This is a genomic window from Streptomyces sp. DSM 41931 (assembly GCF_050271085.1).
GTDB classification, from domain to species: Bacteria; Actinomycetota; Actinomycetes; order Streptomycetales; family Streptomycetaceae; genus Streptomyces; species Streptomyces albogriseolus.
In genome coordinates, this window is the sequence record NZ_CP189902.1 from 577321 (window position 1) to 597671 (window position 20351).

20 protein-coding genes and 1 pseudogene are annotated in these 20351 nt (G+C 74.4%); 8 read left to right on the plus strand and 13 right to left on the minus strand.

Annotated features, from left to right (window positions below; genetic code table 11):
- Window positions 1-62: 62 nt before the first annotated feature.
- Entirely contained in the window at window positions 63-434 is a 372-nt protein-coding gene (locus tag ACP7TJ_RS02750) for a hypothetical protein (RefSeq protein WP_093768384.1), read from the minus strand.
- 253 nt (window positions 435-687) lie between these two features.
- Here ACP7TJ_RS02750 and ACP7TJ_RS02755 point away from each other — a divergent pair, with 253 nt between their 5' ends.
- Entirely contained in the window at window positions 688-2757 is a 2070-nt protein-coding gene (locus tag ACP7TJ_RS02755; protein WP_167742658.1) for a SpoIIE family protein phosphatase, read from the plus strand.
- A 192-nt stretch (window positions 2758-2949) separates the two neighbouring features.
- Here ACP7TJ_RS02755 and ACP7TJ_RS02760 read toward each other — a convergent pair.
- Together ACP7TJ_RS02760 and ACP7TJ_RS02765 are read right to left on the minus strand one after the other, a co-directional pair.
- Window positions 2950-3060 (minus strand): annotated as a pseudogene (locus tag ACP7TJ_RS02760) (MurR/RpiR family transcriptional regulator); the annotation flags it as partial.
- Window positions 3061-3184: 124 nt separating this feature from the next.
- Window positions 3185-3997: a putative protein N(5)-glutamine methyltransferase gene (locus ACP7TJ_RS02765; protein WP_167742657.1), complete on the minus strand. Its 813-nt coding sequence runs from the start codon at window positions 3995-3997 to the stop codon at window positions 3185-3187.
- A gap of 327 nt (window positions 3998-4324) precedes the next feature.
- On the opposite strand from ACP7TJ_RS02765, the gene ACP7TJ_RS02770 reads away from it, so the two are divergent.
- From ACP7TJ_RS02770 to ACP7TJ_RS02790, 5 genes are all read left to right on the plus strand, one after another.
- Window positions 4325-4930, plus strand: coding sequence for a sulfite oxidase-like oxidoreductase (locus ACP7TJ_RS02770; RefSeq protein WP_189910451.1), 606 nt, complete (start codon window positions 4325-4327; stop codon window positions 4928-4930).
- Between the two features lie 4 nt (window positions 4931-4934).
- Entirely contained in the window at window positions 4935-5690 is a 756-nt protein-coding gene (locus ACP7TJ_RS02775; protein WP_167742720.1) for a ferredoxin reductase, read from the plus strand.
- A gap of 180 nt (window positions 5691-5870) precedes the next feature.
- The gene (locus tag ACP7TJ_RS02780; protein WP_193459377.1) at window positions 5871-6464 is read left to right on the plus strand and encodes an Rv1733c family protein; all 594 of its coding nucleotides are present in this window, start codon (window positions 5871-5873) and stop codon (window positions 6462-6464) included.
- A 140-nt stretch (window positions 6465-6604) separates the two neighbouring features.
- Window positions 6605-7573 carry an acetylxylan esterase gene (locus ACP7TJ_RS02785; protein ID WP_093768378.1) on the plus strand — a complete coding sequence of 323 codons (969 nt, stop codon included), beginning with the start codon at window positions 6605-6607 and terminating at the stop codon, window positions 7571-7573.
- Between the two features lie 122 nt (window positions 7574-7695).
- Complete coding sequence (locus ACP7TJ_RS02790) at window positions 7696-8454, plus strand: GntR family transcriptional regulator (protein ID WP_266544387.1); 759 nt, start codon at window positions 7696-7698, stop codon at window positions 8452-8454.
- Here the strand turns inward: ACP7TJ_RS02790 and ACP7TJ_RS02795 are convergent.
- Both ACP7TJ_RS02795 and ACP7TJ_RS02800 read right to left on the minus strand, forming a co-directional pair.
- Entirely contained in the window at window positions 8424-9221 is a 798-nt protein-coding gene (locus ACP7TJ_RS02795; protein ID WP_093768376.1) for an acyl-CoA thioesterase, read from the minus strand. The two genes, ACP7TJ_RS02790 and ACP7TJ_RS02795, sit on opposite strands and share 31 nt — an antisense overlap.
- 69 nt (window positions 9222-9290) lie before the next feature.
- Window positions 9291-10037, minus strand: coding sequence for a class I SAM-dependent methyltransferase (locus ACP7TJ_RS02800; RefSeq protein WP_367491682.1), 747 nt, complete (start codon window positions 10035-10037; stop codon window positions 9291-9293).
- A 167-nt stretch (window positions 10038-10204) separates the two neighbouring features.
- Here ACP7TJ_RS02800 and ACP7TJ_RS02805 point away from each other — a divergent pair, with 167 nt between their 5' ends.
- Window positions 10205-11368, plus strand: a complete 1164-nt coding sequence (locus ACP7TJ_RS02805; RefSeq protein WP_189910447.1) for a D-alanyl-D-alanine carboxypeptidase family protein — start codon at window positions 10205-10207, stop codon at window positions 11366-11368.
- A 336-nt stretch (window positions 11369-11704) separates the two neighbouring features.
- Here ACP7TJ_RS02805 and ACP7TJ_RS02810 read toward each other — a convergent pair whose 3' ends face one another.
- Together ACP7TJ_RS02810 and ACP7TJ_RS02815 are read right to left on the minus strand one after the other, a co-directional pair.
- Window positions 11705-12721, minus strand: coding sequence for an asparaginase (locus ACP7TJ_RS02810; protein WP_167742652.1), 1017 nt, complete (start codon window positions 12719-12721; stop codon window positions 11705-11707).
- On the minus strand, window positions 12721-13476 hold the full coding sequence (locus tag ACP7TJ_RS02815; protein WP_189910446.1) for a FadR/GntR family transcriptional regulator: 756 nt from the start codon (window positions 13474-13476) through the stop codon (window positions 12721-12723). Before ACP7TJ_RS02815 ends, ACP7TJ_RS02810 begins: the two co-directional genes overlap by 1 nt.
- A 361-nt stretch (window positions 13477-13837) precedes the next feature.
- Here ACP7TJ_RS02815 and ACP7TJ_RS02820 point away from each other — a divergent pair, with 361 nt between their 5' ends.
- A complete protein-coding gene (locus tag ACP7TJ_RS02820) occupies window positions 13838-14758 on the plus strand; it encodes a fatty acid desaturase family protein (RefSeq protein ID WP_370166816.1) in 921 nt (306 codons plus the stop codon).
- 2 nt (window positions 14759-14760) lie between these two features.
- Here ACP7TJ_RS02820 and crcB (ACP7TJ_RS02825) read toward each other — a convergent pair whose 3' ends face one another.
- The 6 genes from crcB (ACP7TJ_RS02825) to ACP7TJ_RS02850 form a co-directional block, all read right to left on the minus strand.
- Window positions 14761-15135, minus strand: a complete 375-nt coding sequence (gene crcB / locus ACP7TJ_RS02825) for a fluoride efflux transporter CrcB (RefSeq protein ID WP_193459383.1) — start codon at window positions 15133-15135, stop codon at window positions 14761-14763.
- Entirely contained in the window at window positions 15132-15494 is a 363-nt protein-coding gene (locus tag ACP7TJ_RS02830) for a DUF190 domain-containing protein (protein ID WP_167742648.1), read from the minus strand. The genes crcB (ACP7TJ_RS02825) and ACP7TJ_RS02830 overlap by 4 nt, the downstream gene beginning before the upstream one ends.
- Window positions 15491-15934: a fluoride efflux transporter CrcB gene (gene crcB / locus ACP7TJ_RS02835; protein WP_367532747.1), complete on the minus strand. Its 444-nt coding sequence runs from the start codon at window positions 15932-15934 to the stop codon at window positions 15491-15493. Before crcB (ACP7TJ_RS02835) ends, ACP7TJ_RS02830 begins: the two co-directional genes overlap by 4 nt.
- 88 nt (window positions 15935-16022) lie before the next feature.
- The gene (locus tag ACP7TJ_RS02840) at window positions 16023-16319 is read right to left on the minus strand and encodes a helix-turn-helix domain-containing protein (RefSeq protein WP_401408290.1); all 297 of its coding nucleotides are present in this window, start codon (window positions 16317-16319) and stop codon (window positions 16023-16025) included.
- Between the two features lie 137 nt (window positions 16320-16456).
- Window positions 16457-18016: a glycosyl hydrolase 53 family protein gene (locus tag ACP7TJ_RS02845; RefSeq protein WP_427761954.1), complete on the minus strand. Its 1560-nt coding sequence runs from the start codon at window positions 18014-18016 to the stop codon at window positions 16457-16459.
- Between the two features lie 109 nt (window positions 18017-18125).
- On the minus strand, window positions 18126-20147 hold the full coding sequence (locus ACP7TJ_RS02850; RefSeq protein ID WP_367548577.1) for a beta-galactosidase: 2022 nt from the start codon (window positions 20145-20147) through the stop codon (window positions 18126-18128).
- Window positions 20148-20351 lie beyond the last annotated feature (204 nt).

A 20351-nucleotide genomic window follows, 5' to 3' on the forward strand; every position in this document is an offset into this window, starting at 1 on the left:
CAACTAGTTGCACAATGGAGGTGACGGAGGGCACAGCGTTCCGGCTCGCTCGTCCGCCGCACTCACCTGCTCTCGAGGCGGACGTGCAGTTCGCGCTCCTGGTCGCCGGAGACCCCGCTCAGTTCGCTCACCCGGAACAGGTCGTCCAGCGTGCTGCGGAACCGGTCGATCGCCCAGTAGCCGCCGTACACGTCGGCGTCGACCGAGGAGGACAGCCGTGCGGGCCTGGCCTTCCCCTCGCGCGCGTCGGCCACGTCGAACGTGCCGAGCCACACCGTGGGCCGGGTCTCGTGCAGTTCCTCGGGCACGTCGTCGGCGCACCGGTCCGACGAGAAGCAGGCGCACAGGGTGTCGAAGACGATCCGGGCGTCGTCCTTGCCGCATCCGCTGATCTCGACCGACACGGATTCCGGGTGCTTGGGTTCGTTGACCATCGTGATCGCTCCTTCCGTGGTCGCACCGCCGCCCCCGCCCTCCCTCAGCAAAGCACCGCACACCGGAACGCACTACCCGCGCGCCCCCCGCGCGCTCCTCCCACGGTGACGCGGCCGCCGTCACCGGCGAGGATGGGGGGAGCGCGGGAACGGGACGGCGGGAGCGGCGGAAAATCGCCCTCGCGCGCGGTACAACAAAGGGACGGCGGCGCGGCGACGGCGTGCCGCGGACTCGGCGAAGGCGGGGCGTGGGATGAGCGCAGCGTGGTCACTCCCGGCCGGCGGGGACGGTCCGGCGCGTCCCAGCGGGCTGCTCGACGTCCTGCGCGTGGCCTCGGTCGTCCTGGACGCCGAGGGGCGGATCGTGCTGTGGAGTCCCCAGGCGGAGGAGCTGTTCGGCTACACCGCTCAGGAGGCGCTGGGCCGGTACGCCGCCCGGATCATGGTGCACGAGGAGCACCTCGACCTGGTCAAGAAGCTGTTCGCCGAGGTGATGCGCACCGGACGGAGCTGGGCGGGCGCCTTCCCGATCCGGCGCAAGGACGGCGGGACCCGGCTGGTGGAGTTCCGCAACATGCGGCTGCTGGACGACCGGGGGCAGGTGTACGCCCTCGGTCTCGCGGTCGACCAGTCGACAGTGCGGCGCCTGGAGCAGGACGTGGCGCTGTCCACCCGGATCGTCGCCCAGTCCCCCATCGGACTGGCCGTCCTGGACGCGGAGCTGCGCTATGTGTCGGTGAACCCGGCGCTGGAGCAGATGAACGGCCTGCCGGCCGACGAGCACCTGGGCCGCACGATGCGGGAGACGCTGCCGCTGGTGGACGCGGCGGCCATCGAGGAGGCGGCCCAGGAGGTGCTGCGGACCGGGCGGCCGGTGGTGGACCGGTCGATGACCGGCCGTACCCCGGCCGATCCGGACGCCGACCACGCCTGGACGGTGTCCCTGTACCGGCTGGAGAACACCCTCGGCACGGTGCTGGGCGTGGCCGTGTCGGTGGTGGACATCACCGACCAGCACCGCGCGAACGCCGAGGCGGAGACGGCGCGCCGGCGGATCGCGCTGATCGCCGACGCCTCCGTACGGATCGGCACCACGCTGGATCTGGACCGCACGTCCGGCGAGCTCGCCGACGTGGCCGTCCCCGAACTGGCCGACGCGGCCGCGGTGGACCTGCTCGACGCGGTCGTACGGGGCCGGCGCACCGTCCTCGGCCCGGCCGAGCCGGCGCTGATGCGGGCGCTGGCGGTGCGCTGGGCCGGCGCGTCCGACGTGGTGCCGGCCGCCGACCCGCCGGGCCGGGTGATCCGGTACGCGCCGGACCGGCTGATCACCGAGTGCGTGCGCACGGGGCTGCCGGTGATGGTGCCGCAGGTGAAGGACGAGGACCTGCTGCGGATCGCCCGTTCCCCCGAGGCCGCCGAGATACTGGCCCGGGCGGGCGTCCACTCGTACCTGGCCGTGCCGCTGATCGCGCGCGGGGAGGTGCTGGGCGCGCTCGACCTGATCCGCACGCGCGATCCCCGACCGTTCGACGAGGACGACCTGCTGCTCGCCCGGGAGCTGGCCTCGCGGGCGGCCTTGCAGATCGACAACGCGCGCTGGTACCAGAACGCCCGCGACACCGCGCTCACGCTCCAGCGCAGCCTGCTGCCCAGCCATCCGTCCGTGACGGGCGGTCTCGAGGTCGCCTCCCGCTACCAGCCGGCGGGCGCCACCAGCGAGGTCGGCGGCGACTGGTTCGACGTGATCCCGCTGGACGGCGACCGTACGGCGCTCGTCGTGGGCGACGTGATGGGCAGCGGCATCCCGGCCGCCGCCACCATGGGCCGGCTGCGCACGGCCACCCACACCCTGGCGTCCCTCGGCCTCGACCCCGCGGTCCTGCTGGAGCACCTGAACCGGATCACCGTGGAGCTGGACGAGGCGATCGCCACGTGCGTCTACGCCGTCCACGACCCGCGCGAGCGGCGCTGTGTCATCTCCAACGCGGGGCATCTCCCCCCGGCCCGCATCCGCGCCGGCCGGACGCCCGAGCTGCTGGACCTGCCCACGGGGGTGCCGCTGGGCGTGGGCGGGGTCGCCTTCTCCACGACCGAGGTGGACCTGGAGCCGGGCGACCGCCTCGTCCTCTACACCGACGGCCTGGTCGAGACCCGCCGCGACCCCCTCGACGCCCGCCTCGACCGCCTTCTCACCCTGCTCGACACCCCGGCCCACTCCCTGGACGAGGTCTGCGAACTCCTCCTCCGCACCCTGCACGAGCCGGACAACTTCGACGACGTGGCGCTGCTGATCGCCCGGGTCACGGCACCCGGGTACTGAGAACGCGGGACGCGTCGGGGGCGCCCACGAGGGGCCGCCCACGGCGGTGGCCGGACGCGCGGGGCGGCGGAGGCGGGACCTGCGGGGCTGAGGGCGACTCCTGGCGGGCGGCGGGGGCGGCCCGGGCGGATCGCGCGAGCGGAGGGCGTGGGTCGCGGACGGGACGTCCCACTCCCCCGAGAACGCACACCCGTCGAGCAGCCGTACGTCCGGGTGGACCGCGGCGGCGAACCAGGCGAAGCCGCGCGCCTGGGCGGCGGCCCGCAGGCCGAGCACGGGCAGCGGCCGGCGCTCCGCGAGCACCTCGCGCGGATGCCGCGGCAGCGTGAAGCGGCGGGCTCGCGGGCCGGCCGGTCCGCGCCCCGGGGCCCCCGGGGGAGGCCCCGAGGCGCGGGGACGCCTGGCGCGTCACCGCGTTGTGCGCCCCTCACAGCCGTGTGCCGATCACCACCTGGGCCGGGCGGTCCTCGCAGACCTCGACGTATGCCTGGAGACCTGCCCCGATGAAGGCGGACAGGGCCCTTCGGGCCTGGTGCGGGCTTGTCTCGACCAGGAGCCGGCCGCCCGGCGCCAGCCACGCCGGCGCCTCCGCGGCGACGCGGCGGAGGATGTCGAGGCCGTCGGCGCCGCCGTCGAGGGCGACGCGCGGCTCGTGGTCGCGGGCCTCCGCCGGGAGGAGGGCGATCTCGTCGCTGGGCACGTACGGGACGTTGGCGGCGAGGATGTCCACCCGGCCCCGCAGCCGTGCGGGCAGCGCGTCGAACAGGTCGCCCTGGTGGACGTGTCCGCCGAGGGACGCGACGTTGCGCCGGGCGCAGCGCACGGCGGCCGGCTCGATGTCGGCGGCGTGCAGGTCCACCGTGCCGAGCGCGGCCGCCAGCGCCGCGCCGACCGCGCCCGAGCCGCAGCACAGGTCCACGACGACGGAGGCGTCGGGCGCGAGGGCGAGCGCCTGCTCGACGAGGAACTCGGTGCGTCGGCGCGGCACGAACACGCCTGGTTCCACGAGGATCCGCCGGCCTCCGAACTCGGCCCAGCCGACGACGAGTTCGAGGGGCAGTCCGGCGGCGCGGCGGTCGACCATACCGTCGACGGCGCACGGATCGCCGCCCGCCGCGGCGAGGATCATGTCGGCCTCGTCCTCGGCGAAGACGCAGCCGGCCGCGCGCAGCGTGGCCGCGACCGCGTCACGGGACGGGAGGGCGGGAGAAGAGGGGGAAGGGTCGCAGCGGTGGGGCAAGAGCCTGGCCTTTCGGGAGCCGAAGGGCGCTCTCGGAGTCACCCGCTCCGGGTGGACCGTGTCGCTCGGACGTGAGAGCACCTGACCTGACTAGCGGTAATGGGTCTCACCTCCTCGGTGGACGGCCGGGTCGGTCCGCGGCCGGACGGCCACCCTATCCGACGATCACCGCGGCGGGTACGGCCCCCGCACAGGACGGTCGCGGACCGTCACGGGCCCTCCCCGTGCACGGCGCCACACCGCCCCGTGCCGTGCGAGCGGCGGGCACCCCGTACCGTGGAGCGCGGAAACGCACCAGCACCACCCGCAACGGAAAACGCCGATCACGTGAACATCACCCGAGGCTTCACCGGCCGTCCCCGCGCGCACAACCCCGGGCTGCCGCCCGGCCAGTACGACGCGCGGGACGAATGGCCCGTCCTGTCCGCCGAGGTCACCCCCGACCTGGCGCCCGAGGACTGGACCTTCCGGATCGACGGCCTGGTGGCCGAGGACCGCACCTGGGACTGGGAGCAGGCCCACGCGCTGCCCGCCGACGCGTACGAGGGCGACATCCACTGTGTGACCGGCTGGTCGAAGTTCGGGGTGCGGTTCGGCGGTGTCTCCCTGGACGCCTTCCTGGACCAGGTCCGTCCGCTGCCGTCGGCCACGCACGTGGTGGCGTACGCGCACACCGGGTACACCACGAACCTCCCGCTCGCCGACGTGACCGGCGGTCGCGCCTGGATCGTCTGGGAGTACGGCGGCGAGCCGCTGCCCGCCGAGCACGGCGGCCCGGCGCGGCTGATCGTGCCGCACCTGTACTTCTGGAAGAGCGCCAAGTGGATCGCCGGGCTGCGGCTGCTGGACCACGACGAGCCGGGCTTCTGGGAGGGCAACGGCTATCACGCGCGGGGCAACCCGTGGGAGGAGCAGCGGTACTCCGGTGACTGAGCAGATGACGCGGCCGACGGCGCCGGCCACACGCTTCGCCGTGCCCGGGCGCATCGGCGTGAGCGAGCGGACCGCGTCGGTGTGGCGGACGGCCACGCTGACGGAGATCCGCCGGGAGACGCCCCGCGTGTCGACCTTCCGGTTCGCGGTGCCCGGCTGGCCGGGGCATGTGCCCGGCCAGCACCTGATGGTGCGGCTGGTCGCGGAGGACGGGTACACGGCGCAGCGCCACTACTCGATCGCCTCGGCGCCGGACGACTCCGGGCACATCGAGCTGACCCTCGACCATGTGCGGGACGGCGAGGTCTCCGGGTGGTTCCACACGGTGGCCCGTCCCGGGGACCGGATCGAGATGCGCGGCCCGCTCAGCGGCTTCTTCGCCTGGCCGGGCGACCGGCCCGCGTTGCTGCTGGGCGCCGGCTCGGGCGTGGTCCCGCTGATGTCGATGGTGCGGCACCACCGCGCCCGCGGTCTGACCCTGCCCCTGCGCCTGCTGGTGTCGGCGCGTGGTCCGGAGGACCTCATCTACGCGGACGAGTACGGGCCGGAGACCACACCGGTGTTCACCCGGACCGCCCCGGAGGGTGTGGCCGTCGGACGTCTGGCCGCCGCACATGTGGCGCCGCTCCTGGCCGAGCAGCCTCCCGGTGGGTGGGAGGCCTATGTGTGCGGCTCCAACTCCTTCGCCGAGCACGCCTCCAGGCTGCTGGTGGCCGCCGGCCAGCCCGTCGAGCGCATCCGCATCGAACGCTTCGGCTGACCCGGTCCCACCCGTACGCCGGACCTGCGGACGGCGTCGTTTCGCGCGCCCGCCGCCGGGGCACCCGGCCCGGACCTGTTCCGCGGGTGCCGTGAGACGCGCCCCGGAGCCGCTGGGTCCGCCGCCCCGCCCGGCCTGTCACCCTCCTCGGCCGCGGTGGACGGCGAGGGGAGGCAGAAGATGCGAACGCGGGTGCTGTCCCGGCGGCGGCGCGGCCCGCTGTGCCGCCGGTCGGACGTCGTCGAGGCGTGGACGGCCGTGGCCGTGGCCGTGCTGCTGTGCCTGACGGTTCCGTCGGCGGGCGTGCTCACCACCCGGTGGGCGTACGAGGACGCGCGGGCGGCCGCCGACCAGCAGCGCGCCGAACGCCACCGGGTGCGCGCCGAGGTCCTGGAGCGCCCTTCGAGGGCACGCCCCCCGTCGGAGGCGGAGTCCGGTTCGGAGCGGCGGCGCGCCTCCCGGGCGGCCGTCCGCTGGGCGGACCCGGACGAGGGCACGCGGACGGCCCTGGTGCGGGTCCCGGCCCATGCCCGCCCGGGCGACCCGGTGCACGTCTGGCTGGACTCGCGGGGCCGCGAGGTGCTGCCGCCGGTCGACGACGCGTCGGTGTGGCAGTACGGGGTCGGCATGGGCACCCTGGCCGGAGGCAGCACGGCGGCCGTGCTCCTGCTCGCGCACCGCGCGGTGCGGCGGGTGGCGCTGCGCCGCCGGCTCGGGGAGTGGGAGCGGGACTGGGCCCGCACCGGACCGCTGTGGACGCACCGCGGCGTCTGAGAGCCCCTCGCGCCCCTGCACGGAGCAACCGCTTTCCAGACCGTCCACCAGCGCCTTCTCCGCCGAACCCTGGCGAGGCGCCGCATGATCCACGTACCGTGTCCTCGCTTCGCACGGTCCCTTCACGAAGGCGGTCCCAGATGGCCCTGTTCGACCTTTCCCTCGACAAGCTGCGCACGTACCGCAGCGCGTCCACGGAGCCCGAGGACTTCGACGCGTTCTGGTCCGGCACGCTCGACGAGGCGCGCCGGCACGACCTGGACGCGCGGTTCGAGCCGGTCGACACGGGACTGACGACCGTGGAGGTCTTCGACGTGACGTTCGCCGGGTTCGGCGGCCACCCCGTCAAGGGCTGGCTGACCCTGCCCGCCGGCGCCGGCGCGCCGCTGCCGCTGGTGGTGGAGTTCGTCGGGTACGGCGGCGGCCGCGGGCTGCCGCACGAGCATCTGCTGTGGGCGTCCACCGGGCGGGCGCACTTCGTGATGGACACCCGCGGCCAGGGCAGCGCGTGGGGCGGGGGCGGGGGCACCGAGGACCCGGTGGGCTCCGGTCCGGCGTTCCCCGGTTTCATGACGCGCGGCATCGACGCCCCGGAAACCTACTACTACCGGCGGGTGTTCACCGACGCGGTGCGCGCGGTGGAGGCGGCGCGGTCGCACCCGCTGACCGACGCGAGCCGTACCGTGGCCATGGGCGGCAGCCAGGGCGGCGGCATCACGCTCGCGGTGGGCGGCCTCGTCCCGGACCTGGCGGGCATCGCGCCGGACGTGCCGTTCCTGTGCGACTTCCCGCGCGCCACGACCCTCACCGACCGCAACCCGTACCGGGAGATCGGCAGCTTCCTCAAGACGCACCGCGGCCGCGCGGCGGACGTCCGGCGCACCCTGTCGTACTTCGACGGCGTGCACTTCGCCGCCCGCGGCACCGCGCCCGCCCTGTTCTCGGCGGCGCTGGAGGACCAGACGTGTCCGCCCTCCACGGTGTTCGCCGCCTTCAACGCCTGGGCGCACGAGGACAAGACGATCGAGGTGTACGACTTCAACGACCACGAGGGCGGCGGCCCCTACCAGGAGGCGGCGCAGCTGCGCTGGATGCGGGACCGCGCCTGACGTACCGCACGGTTCCGGCCGAACTGCCGGACCGGCCTTCCCTGTTGGTGTAGACCACTGCTAGATCTGGTGGCTCAACGGGCCCGCACGGCCACGGAACGTCACCTACAGGAGGGCGCGGCATGGCCCGCACCACCCCGCACCAGCATGTCCATCCCCGACGGACCCTCGGCGACGGGGAGCCGCTCTACCGGAGGGTCGCCGCCGAACTGCTCGGCGAACTGCGCACCGGCGCCGTACCGCCCGGCGAACGGCTGCCCGGCGAGCGCCAGTTGGCCGAGCACTTCGGGGTCAGCAGGGAGACCGTACGGCAGGCGCTGCAACTGCTGCGGCGGGAGGGGCTGGTCGCCACCGACCGGCGGGGCAGCCATGCCGCGCTGCCGGGCGTGCCGGTGGAGGCGCCGGCCGCCGCCGGTTTCCCGCTCGGCGCACGGCAGGCGGGGCGGGACACGGTGGCGCGGGCCACCGTCGCCTGGGAGGTCCCGCCGCCGGGCCACGCGGAACCTCTCGGGCTCACGCCCGGCCGGCCCACGCTCGTGCACCGGTACTGGTCCGCGTCGCCCGGCGGGCGGGAGCGGCGCACGGCGGTGACATCGTTTTCCGCGGTGGCGCTCGCGGAGGTGGAGGAGCTGGCCCGCTACCGCGACCGGGCCGACGGCACCGGCGCCGCCGAACTGCGCCGGACCTACGACTGGATGCGCCGGGCGGGCCTGTCGCTGCACCACCGCGACACCATCACCCGCATCGCGAGCACCCCGTCGGTGCGGGTCACCCGGCAGGTGCACGACCAGCACGCCCGGCCGCTGGAGCTGACGGAACTGGTGATGGACGCCCAGCAGGACGTGCTGGTCTACGAGTTCATGGTGCCGGCGGCGGTCTGAGGGGCCATCGGCTCGCGCACCACGCGGGCCTGCCGGGCCGCCGCGAGGAGGCGCCGGTCCGCCGACCACACGGCGCTGTCGTCGACCGCCCAGCCACCGCCCGCGTGGTCGGTGCGGATGCGGACCAGGCTCCAGCCGTGCGCCGCGCCGTCGTCGAGGGCGTCGGTGAAGTGCACGGTCATCTCGGCGGTCGGGACCGGGCGCGGGGTCTTCCAGCGGGCGTAGAGAGCGGGCGGCAGGACGTCCGCGAGCGTGGCGACGGCCGCCGCGTCCACCGGCCGGTCGTCCCGGAAGCGCACCCACGCGACGAGCACGGCCCGGGGGCCGCCGGCCAGCGGGAGGTCGGCGGTGGCGGGGCGTATCTCCAGCTGGCGGGCGAAGAGCGCGAGGTCGGCGGGGAGTTCGACGGGGACGCAGTCGTCCGGGCCGGGCACCTCGGGGGCGGTGAGCCCGGCGTGCGCGGGGCCGCCGCGGCCGGTCCCGAACAGCGCGGAGCCGAGGACGACCGGCTCGCCGTCCTGGTGCCCGGTGAAGAGGCAGGTGGCGGTGCGCCGGCCGGCGGCGGGCGCGGTCCCGGAGAAGCGCAGCGGACCGGTCCCGACCGGGGCCAGGTAGTGCGTGGTCAGCGAGCGCACCGGCCGGTCCCGGCCGGCGAACGAGTCGCGTACGGCGGTCAGCGCCGCACCGGCGACCCAGCCCCCGTGCATGCCCTCCCAGGACCACCAGCGGGGGTCGGTCTGCGTCGCGTCATAGGCAGTCGTCGTCACGCGAGCCACTCTAGGCGGGTGAGTTGGAAAATCCAACTGATTCGTGGAATCTGCGTGTGAAGAGCAGACTCAGGAGGTGAGCGGCGGCCCGGCCTCCCGCTTCTCCGCCACGATCAGCCGCACCTTGGGGCTGCCGTCCCGTCTGCGGCCGAACTCGGGGAGAGCGAGGAACTCCACACGGAACCCCGTGCGCTCCAGCCCGCGCCACAGGTCGCCGAAGCGCACGGCGCGGTAGTACATGACGAACGGCGGGCGCCACACGGCGTTGCGCACCCGCATGACGGCGTCGAACCCGAGCAGCATCGCGTGGGCGAGGGAGCCGGGCCGGGGCGGCGCGACGACCGGCAGGACGAACCGGCCGCCGGGCCGCAGCACCTTGTGCACCTGCGCGAACAGCCGCGGCAGCTCGGACGGCAGGAAGTGTCCGAGCGCCCCGAAGCTGACCACGAGGTCGAACTCCGGCCCGAACGGCAGCGCCCGCGCGTCCGCCCGGACCCAGGACACGTCGGGGCCCTCGGGCCGCCTGCGCGAGCGGGCGACCTCCAGCATCCCGGCGCTGAAGTCCACGCCGGTGACGGGGTCCCGGCACACCTGACGCAGCACGTCGACGCCCGCGCCGGTGCCGCAGCACAGGTCGAGCCCGGTGCCGTAGGGGCCGGACTCCAGCAGCGCGGCGACGGTGGCGTCCAGCACGGAGTCGGGGGTGCGGAAGGGGGTGTGGTCGAACTTCGGGGCGAGAAGGTCGTAGCCGCGCTCGACGGACGACAGCGCCTGGACGGCCAGTTCGCTCAGTCGGGGGCCTTCGGGGCTGAACATCCGCCCAGCCTAGAGCGCGCTCTCCGCGGTCGCCCCGTGAATCTCGCGTACCGGGGGCGAGCCCGGTCGTCGGGCCGCCGCAAGCCGGGCAGCGCATCCGAGTGCTCGCGCGCGGCTCCCGGCCGGGGCAGCACGGTGTTCGGGCTACCCCTTCCTACGTTTGCGATATGACTATCGGATTTGCTTCGCGGGCTGCCGTGTCGGGGTGCGTGCTCTGCGCGGCGGGCCTGCTGGCGCTCGCGCCCGCCGCGGCGACCACCGGTCCCGGCGTCGACCCCGGGCCGCGGACGAGGGACGCGCCCGCGTCCCTGCTGTACCGGCCCGGCACGCACGTCCGTCCGCGCGCGGGGGCGCCCGAGGTCCCGGACCTGTCCGCCCGCTCCTGGCTGGTCGCAGACGCGGACACCGGCGCGGTGCTCGCGGCGCACGACGCGCACCGCAGGCTGCCGCCCGCCAGCACCCTCAAGACGCTCTTCGCGCTGACCGTGATGCCGGCCCTGCCGTCCGGCATCCGGCACCGCGTCGACCCGGAGGAACTGGCGGACATCGGCCCGGGGAGCAGTCTCGTCGGGGTCGCCGAGTACCGGACGTACCGGGTCTCCGACCTCTGGAACGGGGTCTTCCTCAACTCGGGCAACGACGCCGTGCGGGTGCTGGCGGCCCTCAGCGGCGGCTGGCGGGCCACGGCCGAGCGGATGGAGGAGAAGGCGCGGGCCCTGGGCGCCCGCGACACCCAGGTGAGGTCGCCCGACGGCTACGACGCGCCCGGCCAGGTGTCGTCGGCGTTCGACCTGGCCGTGTTCGGCCGGGCGGGGCTGCGCAACCCCGAGTTCGCGGAGTACTGCGCACGGGCGGAGGCGAGCTTCCCGGCCCGCGACGGCGGCAGCTACCCCATCGTCAACACCAACCGGCTGCTCACCGGGGCGGACGGGGTCGCCCCGTACCGGGGGCTGATCGGCGTGAAGAACGGCTACACCAGCCACGCGGGGAACACCCTGGTCGCGGCCGCCCGCCGCGACGGCCGGACCCTGGTGGCGACGGTCATGAACCCCCGCTCGGACGGCGGGCACGCGGTGTACGAGGAGACGCGCGCGCTCCTCGACTGGGGCTTCGAGGCGGCCGGCCGCGTGAACCCGGTGGGCTCCCTGGACGCCCTGCGCAGCGCCCCGCCGGGCGGCCCGGAGGCGGACGCGGTGGCCGTGTCCGCGTCCCGCCGGGACGACACGGACGACCGTCCGGTGTGGTGGACGATCACCGGGTCGGGTCTGCTGGGCGGCGCGGGCGTAGCGGTGTACCTGCGGCTCAGGTGGGGGCCGGTGCCGAAGGACTGAGTACGGTCGGCCGACCCCCCGCGGGGGCCCGCCGCAGTGAGCGGCGGCCCGATGCGAAGAACTCGACGGGGCCGCCGGAGGCACGGCTGCTGACCGGCAGCCGCCTGCCCTGCCGCCTCGGACGCACAACCACCCGGCCTTGCCGCCTCGGACGCACAGCGGCCCGGTGCCCGCCGGACTCAGGCTCGCGCCACGAGCGCGGGCCGCACCCGCCGCGGACGCGGACGGCGCGGCGCCGGGAACCGGCCTGCCCCCCGCCGCCCCGGACCCGGCCGCCTCACACCGCGGAGCGGCCCACTGCCGAAGCCCCCTCCTGGCCCACCAGGCCACGTCCGTTCAGACGCACACCGCGTCCGCCGCCGCACCCAGCCCCGCCACCGGCCGCACCCCGCCCACAGGGCGGCCTCCGCCCAGGACCGTCTCGCCCGCGAACGCGGTGAGCAGGGCCGGGTCCACGCCCGCGTGGGTGAGGGCCGCCGCGGTGACCGGGACGCGGGCGCGGCCGGCGCCGTCGGCGATCTTCACGGCGACGGCGCGGCCGTCGGGCAGCGCGGCGACCTGGACGCCCTCGAAGCCGTCCTTGGCGAGCAGCCCCGGCACCGCGCGCATCAGCGCGGCCACGTCCCGGCCCGCGCCGGACGCCATCTCGGCGTGCGTGCGCATGGCGTCGGCGACCCGGCCCTCGGGGGTGCCGGGCGCGCCGCCGGCGATCCGGGCGGCGGCGCGGGCCAGGCCCTCCAGGGACACCGCGAACAGAGGCGCGCCGCACCCGTCGACGGTGACCGTGGCGACGCGCCGTCCGGTGAGGTCCTCGACGGTCTCGGCGACCGCCTGCTGAAGGGGGTGGGCCGGGTCGAGGTAGTCGTCCAGCGGCCAGCCGTTCAGCTTCGCGGTGTACAGCATCGCGGCGTGCTTGCCCGAGCAGTTCTGGGCGAGCCGGGAGGGGCCGCGGCCCGCGCGTACCCAGGTGTCCCGGACGGCGGGGTCGAAGGGCAGGTCGGGGACGTTGCGCAGGTGCTCCTCGGCCAGGCCCGCCTGCTGGAGGATGCGGCGCGCGCCGTCCAGGTGGCGTTCCTCGCCGGAGTGGCTGGCCGCCGCGAGGGACAGCAGTGCGCCGTCGAGCGGGAGGCCGGCGCGGACCATGGCCACCGCCTGGACGGGCTTGAGCGCGGAGCGCGGGTAGAACGCCGCCTCCGGGTCGCCGAGGCGGAAGCCGGCCGTGCCGTCGGCGTCGAGGACGACGACGGAGCCGTAGTGGACGCCTTCGACGACCCCGCCGCGTATCAGGTGGGCGACGGGGGCGTGGCGGGGTGTGCGGACCGGGGGTGCGGCCGCGGGGAGACTGCTGTGCATCACACTGCCTGCGGGTTGTCGTGGCGGGCCGGCTCGGGGGTGGTGCGCGGGCCCGGTGTGCGTGCGGAGCGCACGATGTCGGTGAGGGTGGTCCCGACACGGTCGAGGTGGTGGGTCATGGCCCGCACGGCGTCCTGTTCGGAGCCGGCGGCCAGGGCTTCCACGATGGCCCGGTGCTCGCGGTCGGAGTGGGCGCGACGGCCGCCGAGCTCGTTGAGAAAGGCGGACTGGCGGGCCAGCGCGTCCCGGATCTCCTCGATGACCCGACGGAACACGGGGTTCTGCGCGGCCTCGGCCACGGCGAGGTGGAACAGGGTGTCCATGGCCGCCCAGGCGGTGGTGTCGGTCTCCCGCTCCATCCGCGCCAGCAGGCCCCGCAGCCGGGCCAGGTCCTCCGGGGTGCGGCGGCGTGCGGCGTACCCGGCGACCGGGATCTCGACGTGCCGGCGCACCTCCATGAGGTGTCCGGCCGTGTAGTCGCCGAAGGTGGGGTCCTGCACGGCGTCGGCGACCACAAAGGTGCCCTTGCCGGTGCGGGACACGGTCAGGCCCATGGTCTGCAGCGCCCGCAGCGCCTCGCGCAGCACCGGGCGGGACACCTCGAGTTCGCGGCAGAGCTCGGCCTCGGAGGGCAGCTTGTCGCCGATCGCGTAGTCGCCGCGCTCGATGGCGTCGCGGAGGTGGACGAGCACCGCCTCCGTCGCGCTGACGCGCCGCGGTCCCGTACCACCTGTCTGGCTGTCTGACAGGTTCACGGGCCGATCGTGCGGTCCGTCCGCACGCACTGTCAAGCGGGGGCGGGTGCGGGGTGGTGCCGGCCACACCGTCGCCCGGGGGGCACCACCCCTCTCCCCCTGGGGGCGACCGTCCCTCCTCATGCGGGTGCCACCGCCCTTCTTCGCCCAGGAAATCACCCCCCATACTGAGCGCATGGCGCATTCGACGGCACTGGCCGGCATTCATTCCCTCGCCGAGGACGAAAAGCAGACAAACCCTCGGGGGGACGGACGGAAAAGGGAGCGGGAGAAAAGCTCCGGAAGAGGGAGTGACTTCTCCGAATTGTCCCGGCGAATAGCCGAGGCGGATCTGCTGCGCCGCCGTCCGTTGTACTACACGGTGCGTTTCACCGCCGTGGGCCTGGCGCTCGCCGGAGGCGTCGCCGCGTTCCTCGTCCTCGGCGACAGCTGGAGCCAGCTGCTCGTCGCCGCCGCACTGGCCGTCGTGTTCGGGCAGCTCGGGCTGGCCGCGCACGACCTGGCGCACCGCCAGGTGTTCTCCCGCCGGCGCCCCAGCGAGATCGGCGGTCTGGTGGTGGCCGACGTGCTGCTCGGCATGAGCTACGGCTGGTGGATGAACAAGCACACCCGCCACCACGCGAACCCCAATCACGAGAACAAGGACCCGGACGTCGCGCCCGACATCCTCGTGTGGTCACGCCGTCAGGCGCGGCAGGCCAAGGGGCCGGCCCGGTTCATCGGGAAACACCAGGCGGCGCTCTTCTTCCCGCTGCTGACCCTCGAGGGCCTGAATCTGAGTGTCAGCAGTTTCCGGGCGCTGCGGAGTCCGTCGATGAAACGGCCCGTTCTGGAGGGCGCCCTCCTCGTCGCGCATTTCGCCGTCTATTTCGGCGGACTTTTCACACTTCTCTCCCCCGGCAAGGCGCTCGCGTTCATCGCCGTCCACCAGGGGCTGTTCGGCCTCTACCTCGGTTCCGTGTTCGCCCCGAACCACAAGGGCATGCCGATGATCGAGGAGGGGACCGAGCTGGACTTCCTGCGCCGTCAGGTGCTGACCTCCCGCAACGTGGACGGCGGTGCGCTGACCGACGTGTTCATGGGCGGCCTCAACTACCAGATCGAGCACCACCTCTTCCCCAGCATGCCCACGCCGGCCCTCGCGAAGGCCCAGGTGATCACCGAGCGGTACTGCGCCGAGCTGGGCATCCCGTACTGCCGGTCGGGTCTGATCGCCTCGCACCGCACGGCGCTGCGCCATCTGCGGGAGGCGGGCGAACCCCTGCGCGAGGCCGGACACTGACCCTACGGCCACACCGCCCCGGCCAGCGCTGCCCCCGCGAAGGCGGCGCCCAGGCCGGCGGCCGTGCTCACCAGGACATTGGCCGCCGCGTACCCGAGGGCGCCGCTCCCGGCCAGGCGGAGGGTCTCGTAGGAGAAGGTCGAGTAGGTGGTGAGGGCGCCGCACAGACCGGTGCCGAGCAGCGCCTGGGCACCGGGTCCCGCGACGCCCGCGGCCGCCGCACCGGTGAGCAGGCCGAGGACCAGACTGCCGGCGACGTTGACGGTGAAGGTCCCCCAGGGAAGGTCCGACCGGGTCCGGGACTGCACGGCCCGGTCGGTGAGATACCGCAAGGGCGCCCCGGCCATCGCGCCGACCACCACGTACAGCCAGGTCACCCCCGGCCCTCCCGCACCGCGTCGTCGCGCCCTGGCCGGGGGACGATCTCGCACCGCTCGAGGAACACCAGCCCTTCCGGGACGAGCGCGTCGACCTCCGGCAGGAAGGCCCGCACCCGTTCCTCGGTGTCGACGACGACGACCGCCACCGGCATGTCCTCGCTCAGCGACAGCAGCCGGGAGGTGTGCACGAGTGACGACGCGCCGAAGCCCTCGATGCCGCGGAACACGCTGGCTCCGGCCAGTCCCGCCGCGTGCGCCCGGTGGACGATCTCCGAGTAGAGCGGCCGGTGGCGGCGGGTGTCGCACTCGCCGACGAGCACGGTGAGGCGCAGCGCGCCGGTGGTCGGAGTGGTCATGACTGCCTCCTGAACAGTGCCCGGCGGGTGGCCGCGGTGGCCGCCCAGACGGCGGCCAGGGCCACGACGGGGGTGGCGGCCAGGTAGAGGAGCGCGCTCGCGTGACGGCCGGCCTCGAACAGGCCGCGGACGTCCACCGCGTACGTCGAGAAGGTCGTGAAGCCGCCGAGGACGCCGGTGCCGAAGAAGGGGCGGAGGAGGCGGTGCGCGGTGCGCGCCTCGGCGACGATCACCATGAACGCGCCGATCACGGCGCAGCCGAGAACGTTGACGCAGAGGATCGTCCACGGGAAGGAACCCGCCGGGGTCGGCCACCAGACGACGGCCGCGTACCGGGCCGCGGCTCCCACTCCGCCGCCCACCGCGACCACGCCGACGACGGGTGCCTGGGCCCGTACGGCGGAGCGGACCCGGGGTCGCCCGGCCTCCGCCGCGGTCACGGTCGTACGTCTCCTGCTCGCACGGGATCAGCGTAGTCCAGGCCGCGGAGGCGAGGCGTCCGGGCCTGCCCGCGGAGGCCGGGACGGGCTACCAGCCCTTCTCGAACAGCTGGGTCACCTCGGCGAGGCGGATCTCGTCGCGGTGGTAGCGGGGGTCGTCGTCCTGGCCGGTGAGGCGGAGCAGGCCGAGGGAGGTGAGCAGCCGGAGGTGGGCGAGCGCCGCGGTGCGGGGCACGCCGAGGCGGGCGGCGACGTCGTCCGCGGTGAGTCCTCGTCCGGCGGTGTCCGGTTCGCCCAGCCAGGCGAGGATGCGCAGTCGTGTCCCGTCGGCGGGAGTCCTCAGCATGTCGTCCACCTCCCCGCCGGGCTTCCTCGTCTCCGGCACCCTCCCACTGTGCCGCGCCCGGGGTCCCCGTGTCGCGTGCCGCGGGAAGCTTGTCCGGAGTCAACGCCCTTGCTGGGCAAGGTGGTTGAACGTGGGAACGGTGACCGGGGGCCAGGCCCCCGGTCACCGCGCCGGTGTCAGCGGTGACGGAACCACTCCATGGCGGGCAGCGCGCGGTCGTCGTAGTCGAACAGCGCCTGGTTCTCCCAGCCGTTGCCGGAGGACGGGTCGGCCGGGTCCCAGCCGTTGCCGGGGCGGGCCGTCCAGGTGGCCTCCCAGTGGAAGACGCCGAGGCCGCGTCCGCCGGGGACCGCCTCCACGACGGCGGCCACGTCGTTCATCCAGCGGGTCTGCCCGGCGGGGGTGGCCGGGTAGCCGGGGACGAGCTCGCTCTCGCGGTCGATGATGTTCTCCAGCGCGTCCTCGCTGTCCAGGCGGAACGGGTAGGCCGTCTCGGCGACGAACACGGGTCTGCCGTAGCGGGCGGCCGCGTCGTCCAGGGTGGTCTGCACGTCGTGCAGGGTGCCGTGCCAGTAGCCGTAGTAGGACAGCCCGATGACGTCGAAGCGCACCCCGTGGGAGACCGCCCGGTCGAACCACCAGCGGGTGCCGTCGCGGTCGCCGCCCTCGGCGAGGTGCAGCGCGACGGACGTGGACGGGCTGACCGCCTTCACGGCGGCGTACCCGGAGTTGAGCAGTCCGGCGAGCTGGGGCCAGTTCGAGGTGGAGCCCTCGCTCCAGAGCATGCCGCCGTTGATCTCGTTGCCGACCTGCACCATGTCGGCCGTCGTGCCCTGGGTCTCGAGGGCGTTCAGCACGTCGTAGGTGTGGTCGTACACGTCCTTCTTGAGCTGCTCGTAGCCGTGTCCGGCCCAGGCGGCCGGCTTGGTCTGCTTGCCGGGATCGGCCCAGGCGTCCGAGTAGTGGAAGTCGACCAGCAGCTTCATGCCCCGCGCCTTGACGCGCTTGGCCAGGGCCAGGACGTGCGCCTTGTCGTTGTAGCCGTCGGCCGGGTTCACCCAGACCTTCACGCGGGCGTAGTTCATGCCGGAGGAGCGGAGAATGGCGAGGGGGTCGCCGACGCTGCCGGACGCCGTGCGGTACACCCCGCCGCGGTCCTCGCTCTTGGGGAGGGAGGAGATGTCGGCGCCCTTGACGCTCAGGCCGGAGGTGCCGCGTTCGAAGGTGAGGTCGTCGACGTTGATCCACTCGCCGGGGCCCGCGTCGCTGACGACGGCGACCGTGCACCGGCCGCCGCTCACCGTGACCGGCACGACGATCCGCAGCCACCCGGAGCCGGAGACGGGCAGACCGGTGCGCTGTTCGGCGCCGCCGCAGTCGCGCAGGGCGAGGTGGGCGGAGTTCTGGCCGCCGCCGGAGCGGACCCAGGCGGTGAGCCGGTAGTCGCCGGCGGCCAGCCCGGTCAGCTGCTGGTACGTCTCGACCCGGTAGGCGGAGGAGGACCAGTGGGCGAGGCGGTGGCCGCCGTCGCGCCCGCCCGCCTCGGTGTACGACGCCGCCGTGTCGCCGGATTCCGACCAGCCTGCCGGGGTCGCGGCGCCGGTGCCGCCGGATTCGAAGCCCGCGTTGGTGAGGGTGCGCGCGGCCGACGCGGCGGGGGCGGGCAGGGCGGTGAGGGTGAGTCCTGCCACGAGCGGCGGCAGCAGGGCCCGGAGTGTGCGTCTGGGATGGAACATCGGTGTTCGTCGTCCCTTCGACGTGGGGGGGAGGAGTGCCCGCGCCCGGTGGGCGAGGGCCCCCTCCGCCCGCGGCCGTACGCCCGCGCGGACGGAGGGGAGTCGGGTCTCAGCCGTCGAGCCGGACGACCCGGACGGCTCCGGCGGGCACCGCGAGCCGTCCGGCGGCGCGCTCGCCGGTCAGCAGCTCGGTGCCGGGGGCCTCCAGCGGGACCTTGGCGTCGGCGGCGGAGTGGTTGATCGCGAAGAGGAAGCGGCCGGATTCGCCGCTGCGGCGGACCACTTCGACGTCGTGCGGCAGGTCGTGGCGCGGGGGGACGCCCGCGTCCTCGGCGGCGCGGGCGAGGACGGTGGCGAGGCCGTCCGTGCCGAGCCGGGTGGAGACGTACCAGGCGGCGCCCTCGCCGAGGCGGTGCCGGGTGACCGCGGGCCGGCCGGCGGCCGGTCCTCCGGTGTACGTCCACACGGTCTCGGCGCCGCGCGGCACCACGAACTCGGTCCACACGTCGGCGTCCAGCTCCGCGCCGCCGGGGCCGGTCAGGCGTACCCGCTCGCCCTCCAGCAGCGGCGAGAACTCCTCGACGGTGAGGCCCAGGACGTCCCGCAGGGCGCCCGGGTGCGGGCCTTCGTGCACGGCGTCGTGCTCGTCGACGATCCCCGAGAAGTACGACACGACGAGCGTGCCGCCGCCCTCGACGTACCGCCGCAGGTTGTCCCCGGCCTCCTGGGTCATCAGGTACAGCGCCGGTGCGACGACAAGGGGATACCTCGACAAGTCGGTGTCGGGGCGGGCGAAGTCGACGGTGAGGTGGTGGTCGTAGAGGGCCTCGTAGAAGGCGTCGGCGCGTTCGCGGGCGTCGTGGTCCTGGCTGGGGCGCCAGTCGAGGTTCTGCGCCCACCAGGACTGCCAGTCCCACAGCACGGCGACGTCCGCCTCGGTGCGGGTGCCGCGCAGGGACGCCAACGACCGCACGGACGCGCCGAGTTCGGTCACCTCGCGGAAGACGCGGGTCTCGGTGCCGCCGTGCGGCAGCATCGCGGAGTGGAACTTCTCGGCCCCGCGCCGGGACTGGCGCCACTGGAAGAACATGGCGCCGTCGGAGCCGCGCGCCACATGGGCGAGGGAGTTGCGGGCCATCTGGCCGGGGGCCTTGGCGGGGTTGCGGGGCTGCCAGTTGACGCCCGAGGTGGAGTGCTCCAGCAGCAGCCAGGGGGCGCCCCCGGCGACGGAGCGGGTGAGGTCGGCGGCCATGGCGAGGTTGACGTGGGTGCGGCGGCCGTCGGTGATCAGGTAGTGGTCGTTGGTGACCAGGTCCACCTCGCGGCCCCAGGCCCAGTAGTCGACGGAGTCGCACTGGCTGAGGGCGGTCATGAAGTTGGTGGTGACGGGGACGCCGGGTGTCAGGCGGTGCAGGATGTCCCGCTCGGCGGTGAAGTTCTCCCGCATGGTGGCGTCGGCGAACCGCCGGTAGTCCAGCGCCTGGGCCGGGTTGCCGACGGTGGGGGTGGCGCGCGGCGGGTTGATCTCGTCGAGCGAGGCGTAGCGCTGGCCCCAGAAGGCGGTCCCCCAGGCCTCGTTGACGGCCTCCACGCCGCCGTACGTCCGCTCCAGCCAGCGGCGGAAGTGTCCGGCGCAGGTGTCGCAGTAGCAGGCGGAGACGGGGACGCCGTACTCGTTGTGGACGTGCCACATCGCCAGCGCCGGGTGGTCGCCGTAGCGCTCGGCGAGGCGGGTGGTGATGTCCGCGGCGGCGGCCCGGTAGGCGGGGTTGCTGTGGCAGATGGCGCCGCGGGAGCCGAACTCCAGGCGCACCCCGTCCGCGGTGACGGGCAGCGCGTCGGGGTGGGCGCGGTAGAACCAGGCGGGCGGCACCACGGTGGGCGTGCCGAGGTCGACGCGGATCCCGGCGCCGTGCAGCAGGTCCAGGCTGCGGTCGAGCCAGCCGAAGTCGTGGGCGCCGGGGGCGGGTTCGAGCAGAGCCCAGGAGAAGATGCCGACGCTCACCAGGGTGACGCCGGCCTCGCGCATCAGCCGTACGTCCTCCTCCCAGACGGCCTCCGGCCACTGCTCGGGGTTGTAGTCCCCGCCGAAGGCGAGCCCGGTCAGGCCCCTGGGGGTGATCTCCGGCATCGATGGTCTCCCGTTTGTGATCGATCGCTTGGGAACGTGCACACACATTCTCGGTGGTGCGGAGCCCACATAACCGCACAGCATCAACCATTGACAAGTGTCCGATGTGTTTCTCTACTGTGAACGCTCACAGATGCAGCGCGAGCCGCGCACCGCACGCATCCGGTCCCCGCAGTCGGCGGGGGCCCCAGGTCAGGGGAGACA

Bases quoted from the DNA above. Each gene is read 5' to 3' on its own strand.
- ACP7TJ_RS02750 (WP_093768384.1), bottom strand. From the start codon at position 434: ATGGTCAACGAACCCAAGCACCCGGAATCCGTGTCGGTCGAGATCAGC.
- ACP7TJ_RS02755 (WP_167742658.1), top strand. From the start codon at position 688: ATGAGCGCAGCGTGGTCACTCCCGGCCGGCGGGGACGGTCCGGCGCGT.
- ACP7TJ_RS02775 (WP_167742720.1), top strand. From the start codon at position 4,935: ATGACGCGGCCGACGGCGCCGGCCACACGCTTCGCCGTGCCCGGGCGC.
- ACP7TJ_RS02780 (WP_193459377.1), top strand. From the start codon at position 5,871: ATGCGAACGCGGGTGCTGTCCCGGCGGCGGCGCGGCCCGCTGTGCCGC.
- ACP7TJ_RS02785 (WP_093768378.1), top strand. From the start codon at position 6,605: ATGGCCCTGTTCGACCTTTCCCTCGACAAGCTGCGCACGTACCGCAGC.
- ACP7TJ_RS02790 (WP_266544387.1), top strand. From the start codon at position 7,696: ATGGCCCGCACCACCCCGCACCAGCATGTCCATCCCCGACGGACCCTC.
- ACP7TJ_RS02800 (WP_367491682.1), bottom strand. From the start codon at position 10,037: ATGTTCAGCCCCGAAGGCCCCCGACTGAGCGAACTGGCCGTCCAGGCG.
- ACP7TJ_RS02805 (WP_189910447.1), top strand. From the start codon at position 10,205: ATGACTATCGGATTTGCTTCGCGGGCTGCCGTGTCGGGGTGCGTGCTC.
- ACP7TJ_RS02810 (WP_167742652.1), bottom strand. From the start codon at position 12,721: ATGCACAGCAGTCTCCCCGCGGCCGCACCCCCGGTCCGCACACCCCGC.
- ACP7TJ_RS02830 (WP_167742648.1), bottom strand. From the start codon at position 15,494: ATGACCACTCCGACCACCGGCGCGCTGCGCCTCACCGTGCTCGTCGGC.
- ACP7TJ_RS02845 (WP_427761954.1), bottom strand. From the start codon at position 18,016: ATGTTCCATCCCAGACGCACACTCCGGGCCCTGCTGCCGCCGCTCGTG.
- ACP7TJ_RS02850 (WP_367548577.1), bottom strand. From the start codon at position 20,147: ATGCCGGAGATCACCCCCAGGGGCCTGACCGGGCTCGCCTTCGGCGGG.